7 protein-coding genes are annotated in these 6,186 nt (G+C 69.7%); 5 read left to right on the forward strand and 2 right to left on the reverse strand.

Annotated elements, in window-relative coordinates; all coding sequences use genetic code 11:
- The 5 genes from HOQ08_RS06725 to HOQ08_RS06745 all read left to right on the forward strand — a co-directional run.
- Window positions 1–268: DUF72 domain-containing protein (locus tag HOQ08_RS06725; protein ID WP_291192604.1), on the forward strand; the 268-nt coding region annotated here is incomplete at its 5' end.
- 90 nt (window positions 269–358) lie between these two features.
- Window positions 359–1,096, forward strand: coding sequence for a DNA-formamidopyrimidine glycosylase family protein (locus HOQ08_RS06730; protein WP_291192605.1), 738 nt, complete (start codon window positions 359–361; stop codon window positions 1,094–1,096).
- Between the two features lie 3 nt (window positions 1,097–1,099).
- Window positions 1,100–2,059 carry a cation diffusion facilitator family transporter gene (locus tag HOQ08_RS06735; RefSeq protein ID WP_291192606.1) on the forward strand — a complete coding sequence of 320 codons (960 nt, stop codon included), beginning with the start codon at window positions 1,100–1,102 and terminating at the stop codon, window positions 2,057–2,059.
- 6 nt (window positions 2,060–2,065) lie between these two features.
- Window positions 2,066–2,650 carry an alpha-ketoglutarate-dependent dioxygenase AlkB gene (locus HOQ08_RS06740; protein WP_291192607.1) on the forward strand — a complete coding sequence of 195 codons (585 nt, stop codon included), beginning with the start codon at window positions 2,066–2,068 and terminating at the stop codon, window positions 2,648–2,650.
- An 84-nt stretch (window positions 2,651–2,734) separates the two neighbouring features.
- Window positions 2,735–4,096, forward strand: a complete 1,362-nt coding sequence (locus HOQ08_RS06745) for a hypothetical protein (RefSeq protein ID WP_291192608.1) — start codon at window positions 2,735–2,737, stop codon at window positions 4,094–4,096.
- Between the two features lie 123 nt (window positions 4,097–4,219).
- Here the strand turns inward: HOQ08_RS06745 and HOQ08_RS06750 are convergent, their stop codons facing one another.
- Window positions 4,220–5,842, reverse strand: coding sequence for a M28 family metallopeptidase (locus tag HOQ08_RS06750; protein WP_291192610.1), 1,623 nt, complete (start codon window positions 5,840–5,842; stop codon window positions 4,220–4,222).
- 115 nt (window positions 5,843–5,957) lie between these two features.
- The coding region (locus HOQ08_RS06755) for a response regulator (RefSeq protein ID WP_291192609.1) at window positions 5,958–6,186 on the reverse strand (229 nt) is incomplete at its 5' end.

Below are 6,186 nucleotides of genomic sequence, written 5' to 3' on the forward strand. Positions count from 1 at the left end.
CCGGGCGCTGCGCCAGCTGGGCGTGGCGCGCGTGGCCGCCGATCCGGCCCGCGAGCCGCGCGCGGCCGTTCCCGGCGGCGATCGCAGGCGGATCTACCTGCGCCTGCATGGTTCGCCGCGGATGTACTACGACGCCTATGCGCCGGCCATGCTCGAACGCATCGCCCGCGGCCTGCAGCGCGCGCCGCCGGCATGGTGCATCTTCGACAATACGGCGCTGGGACACGCCGCGGCGGATGCATTGGCGTTGCGACGCTTGCTGGATTGAGGCGCGGTTGCCCGCGGGACACCCTCCCCGTTCACCTGTCCATGCCCCGCCCGCACCCAGAATCGGCGCAGGCAGCACGTCAGGTGATCCATGCCCGAAGGCCCTTCGATCGTCATCCTGCGCGAACAGGCAGCGCCTTTCGCCGGTCGCACGATCCGCCGCGCCGAGGGCAACGCCAAGATCGACATGGACCGGCTCGCGGGCCGCCGCATCATTTCCCTGCGCAGCTTCGGCAAGCAGTTCCTGATCCAGTTGCCCGAGGTCGCCATCCGCATCCACCTGCTCATGTTCGGCAGCTACCGCATCGACGAACGCAAGGACGCGGCGCCGAGGCTGAGCCTGCAGTTCGACGAAGGCGAGCTCAATTTCTATACCTGCTCGGTGCGCCTGCTGGAAGGCGACCTGGACGCGCTCTACGACTGGCGCACCGACGTGATGGCCGACACCTGGGATCCCGCGCTCGCCCGCAGGCGCCTGCGGGCCATGCCCCAGACGCTGGCCTGCGATGCGCTGCTGGACCAGGACGTCTTTGCCGGCGTGGGCAACATCATCAAGAACGAGGTGCTGTTCCGCATCCGAACGCATCCGCTTTCCACCATCGGCGCACTGCCGGCGCGCAAGCTGCGCGAGCTGGTGGAGCAGGCGCGCCAGTACAGCTTCGAGTTCCTGGCGTGGAAGCGTGCCTTCGTATTGCGCAAGCACTGGCTGGCGCACAACCGGAGCATCTGCCCGCGCGACCACGTGAGGTTCCACCGCGCCTACCTGGGCCGGACTCACCGGCGCAGCTTCTTCTGCGAGCTGTGCCAGCGCCGCTACGTGGAGGCTTGAGCGGTGTCCTCGTCCGGTCAGCGCCGGGTGGTCTATGCCGCGCTCGCCGGCAACCTGGCCATCGCCGTCAGCAAATTCATCGCCGCCGGCCTGTCGGGCAGCTCGGCGATGCTCAGCGAGGGTGTGCATTCGCTGGTGGACACCGTCAACGAGCTGCTGCTGCTCCACGGCATGCGCCAGGCGGCCAGGCCGCCGGACCCGCTGCACCCCTTCGGCTACGGCCGCGAACTGTATTTCTGGAGCTTCATCGTGGCCCTGCTGGTGTTCGCGCTGGGCGCGGGCGTATCGCTGTTCGAAGGCGTGAGCCACCTGCGCAACCCCGAGCCGCTGGTCAATCCCCTGGTCAACTATCTCGTGCTGGGCGTGTCGATGCTGTTCGAGGGCGGCTCGTGGCTGATCGCGCTGCGCGAATTCCGGGCGGCCAAGGGCTCGATGGGCTACTTTGAGGCCTTCCGCAAAAGCAAGGACCCGGGCACCTTCACCGTGCTGCTGGAGGACACGGCCGCCCTGCTGGGCCTGCTGATCGCCCTGGCCGGCGTGGTCTGCGCGCGCGCGTTCGGCATGCCCGAACTCGATGGCGTCGCCTCCATCGGCATCGCCGTGGTGCTGGCGATCGCCGCCACGCTGCTGGCGCGCGAGAGCAAGGGCCTGCTGATCGGCGAGCCGGCGCATCCGCAACTGCGCGAATCGCTGCTGCAGATCGCCGCCGACGATCCGGGCGTGGGCCGCGTCAATGGCGTGCTGACCGTGCAGATGGGACCGCACCAGGTGGTCGCGGCGCTGAGCGCCGAGTTCGAGGACCAGCTGACCACGCCGCAGATCGAGGAATGCATCAACCGCATCGAGAAGGCCATCAAGGCCCACCATGCCGAAGTCACCTCGCTGTTCATCAAGCCGCAGACCACCGAGACCTGGCGCGCCCGTCGGCGCGCGATCGAGCGCTCCAACCGGGAGCAGGACTGAGCCGCCATGGCGCAGCTGCCGTTGTTCGGCCAGGGCCCGCAGGTGTTGCTCGACGATGCGGGCGGCAGGGTCGTCTACACCCCCGGCCTGGTGCCCGGGGCGACCGCGCAGGCCTGGTTCGCGCAGCTGCTCGACGGCGTCGCCTGGCGCGGCGGCCGCCGCCTGATGTACGAACGCGAAGTGGACGTGCCGCGCCTGCGGGCGCACTTCGACCTGGCCGATCCGGCGCTGCCCCCGCCGCTGCGCGAGGCGCTGGCCGCCGTGCGCGGCGCGGCCCATGCGCCTTTCACCAGCGTGGGCCTGAACCTCTATCGCGACGAGCACGACAGCGTGGCGCCGCACAGCGACAAGCTGGAGGACCTGGCGCGCGGCCAGCCGATCGCGCTGCTGTCGCTGGGGGCCACCCGCGAGATGGTGATCCGCGCCAAGCGCCCGCCGCGGCGCGCGCTGCACCTGGATCTGGAGGCCGGCAGCCTGCTGCTGATGGACTATGCCAGCCAGTTCCACTACGACCACGGCATTCCCAAGCAGCGCGCGCCGATGGGGCCGCGGATCAGCCTTGCGTTCCGGGCGCGGCCACCGACCGCCTGATTGCGCGGCGAGGTTACATCCGGCACGGTTGCAGCGGCACTCGATCGGTGCAGACTGCTGCCCACGCCGCACTGGAGCTCCGCGATGCCTGGTTCCTGGACGCCCGCCCTCTACGTCGCCGCCTGCCTGCTCACGGGCTGCGCCGCCGGTGCCGTGCCCAGGCAGACGCCGCAAACGCCCACGCCAGCGCAGTGGCGTGCCATGCAGATGCGCGCCGCGGACAAGGCCGACGAGATCATGCGCCAGGCCGACGCCCGCAAGAATCTGCTCGGGCGCTACGAAACCATGGTCAGCGCAGCCGTCGCCGGGGATTCGAACCCTGCCTTCCACGTGATCTTCGGGCAGTACCTGAGCTGGTACCAGACCTACATCGGCGACTACCCGAACGCGGCGGCCAGCTTCTCGATCCAGGAGCTGCTGCAGCCGGGCGACAATCCTTCGCCGCTGGACGGCCATGCACGGCCGCAACCGGCCGTCGAGGCGATCGCCGCACTCGCGCGCGGCCGCCAGGCGGTGTTCTTCAACGAAGCGCACCACCTGCCGCTGACCCGCACGCTCACCGTCCAGATGCTGGCGAGGCTGCGCGAGCAAGGCTTCGACACCTTCGCCGCCGAAACGCTCTATGCCAGCGACGACAAGCTGGCCGCGCGCGGCTATCCGGTGGAGGGCACCGGCTTCTACACCGAGGAACCGATCTGCGCCGAAATGGTGCGCACCGCGCTCAAGCTCGGCTATCGCGTGGTCGCCTACGAGGCGCAAGACCAGGCCAGCGGCGACCCGCGCGAAAGCCAGCAGGCGCACAACCTGTACGAACGCGTCTTCAAGCACGACCCGCGGGCGCGGCTGGTGGTCGACGCCGGCTACGCGCACATCCAGGAGAGCGGCGTGTACCTGGGCGGGCGTTCGATGGCGCAGTACTTCCGCAAGCTCACCGGCATCGATCCGCTCACGGTGGAGCAGACGGTGATGATTCCGCATCCCGACCCCACGCACGACCACCCCTGGTACACCGCGGTCATGCAGAAGCTGGAGCCTGGGCAGTCGCTGGTCTTCATGCAGGACGACGGCAAGCCCTGGACGCTGCGCGCCGGCTACGACGTGAGCGTGTTCTTTCCACCGCAGGTGCTGCGCCGCGGGCGCCCGACCTGGCTGGACCTGGGCGGCCTGCGCAAGACCTACGTGGTACGCGGCAGCGACGCCTGCAAGGACCAGTACCCGTGCCTGGTCGAGGCACGCTATGCCGACGAGGGCGACGACGCGATCCCGGCCGACCGGCTCGCGCTCGACCCGCAGCCCGCCTATGCGCGCGCCGACACCGGCCTGCGGCCCACCGGCGGCCTGGCCGCGGGCGAACTGTACCTGCGGCCGGGCCGGTACAAGCTGGCGGCCACCGATGCGCTCGGGCGCATGCTGACGCGCCAGAACATCACCGTGCCCGCCAAGTGAGGCGTCCCGTACCGGTGTCCCGCGTGGCTCCCGTCGTTCCGCTCACCTGACGAGAACGACCGGGAGCAGGCACTCCCACGGCCGGTCCCTTCCCGCATCGCGGAGAGGGACCGGCCCGAGGCGCTACTTGCGCTGGTCGGCGGTCTTCTCGCGCATGGCGCGGAATTCCGAATCCTTCGACCATTCCGGCCAGGCGTCGGAGTTGGCCAGCTGCTCGCCCAGTTGGTAGAGCAGCGGCAGGTCGTGCGCCATGCCGGCGAAGGTCCAGCTGGCCTGCCACTCGTCCGACGGCTGGTGGTAGTGGTCGCGGGTGTAGGCCTTGCTCGCCGCCTCGCCGGCCGCCTTGCCGCCCTTGACCAGGTCGTCGCCCGACTCGTAGGAGATCGCCGGCACGCCCTGCTTGGCGAAGGAGAAATGGTCGGAGCGGAAGAAGCTGCCCGCCTCCGGATGCGGGTCCGGCGCGTAGCTCATGCCGTAGGTCTTGGCCAGCGCGATCAGCCGGTCGAGCAGACCCAGCTTGGCGTTGCCGGAGATGGTGAAGTTGCGCGCCGGGCCGTTGGGGTCGAGCGCGTCCATGTTGATGTCGGCCACGGTCTTGGCGTTGGAGTACAGCGGGTGCGTGGCGTAGTACTCCGAGCCGAGCAGGCCTTTCTCCTCGGCGGTGACGTTGAGGAACACCACCGAGCGGTCCGGCCGCGGCGCATGCGCGAAGGCGCGCCCCAGCTCGATCAGCGCCGCGGTGCCGGTGGCGTTGTCGACCGCGCCGTTGTAGATGCGGTCGCCCTTGGCATCGGGCTGGCCCACGCCCAGGTGGTCCCAGTGCGCGCTGTAGATCACCGTCTCGTCCGGGCGCTTGCTGCCTTCGACGCGGCCGACGACGTTCTGCGAGGTGATCACCTTGGCATCGACGTCGTACTGCGCCGAGAAGGTCACGCCCTTGAGCGTCACCGGCTTGAACGCACGCGTCTGCGCCTGCTTCTTCAGCGTGTCGAAATCCAGCCCCGCCGCCTTGAACATCTGCACGGCCAGGTCGCGCTGGATCCAGCCTTCCAGCGTCGGATGCTCTGCAGAGGGCTTGTCGCGCACGATGTCGAACTGCACGTTGGTGTTGGAGTTCTTCACCGTGGCCCAGCCATAGGAGGCCGGCGCCGTCTCGTGGATCACCAGCATGCCCAGCGCGCCCTGGCGCGCGGCTTCCTGGTACTTGTAGGTCCAGCGGCCGTAGTAGGTCATCGCCTTGCCGCCGAAGTCGCCCTTGCCGGTCTCGAAGTCGGGGTCGTTGACCAGCACCACCCCGATCTTGCCCTTGAGGTCCACGCCCTTGTAGTCGTCCCAGTGGCGCTCGGGCGCGTCCACGCCGTAGCCGACGAAGACCAGCGGCGCATGCTCGATGTCCACCTTGCGGCTGCCATCCATCGCCGCGCGCACGGCGATCTGCTCGCCCTGGGTCAGCGGTTGCGACTTGCCGTCCTCGGTCAGCGAGAACCTGGGCGTGCCGACGATCTCGAAGCGGCCCAGCGGCACCGGCTGGGTCCAGGTGCGCTTGCCGTCGACGACGGCGCCGCCCGGCTGCAGGCCGGCCGCCTTGAACTGCGCAACCACGTAGTCGACCGTCTTGGTCTCGCCGGGCGTGGCCGGCCCGCGGCCCTCGAAGGCGTCGGAGGCGAGCGTCTTGACCTCCTGCGAAAGGCGGTGCGGATCGAAGGTTGGCCGGTCGGTGGCGACGGCCAGTGCGGGAACAAGCAGGGCCGCGGCAATGGCGGCAGCGAGCGGTCGGTTCACGGAGCACCTGTGGGTTGGGGACAACCCCTGCATGGTAAGCATGAGGCCGCCCGATTCCTACCTCCCCGCACCGCGGCACCTAGCCGCCGGCCGCCGCCAGTACCTTGCGCTCCAGCTCGTCGTCGCGAAACGGCTTCTGCACCACGCGCTCGTCGCCCACCGCGGCGAGCGCGGACTGGTCCGCGTAGCCGGTGACGAACAGCACGGGCAGGTCCGGCTGGCGCAGGCGTGCCTGCCGGGCCACCTCGACGCCGTTCATGCCCGGCATCGCGAAATCCGCCACCAGCAAATGGACGTGGGGCGCGCGC

The organism is Frateuria sp. (assembly GCF_013362045.1).
Classification (GTDB): domain Bacteria; phylum Pseudomonadota; class Gammaproteobacteria; order Xanthomonadales; family Rhodanobacteraceae; genus Frateuria_A.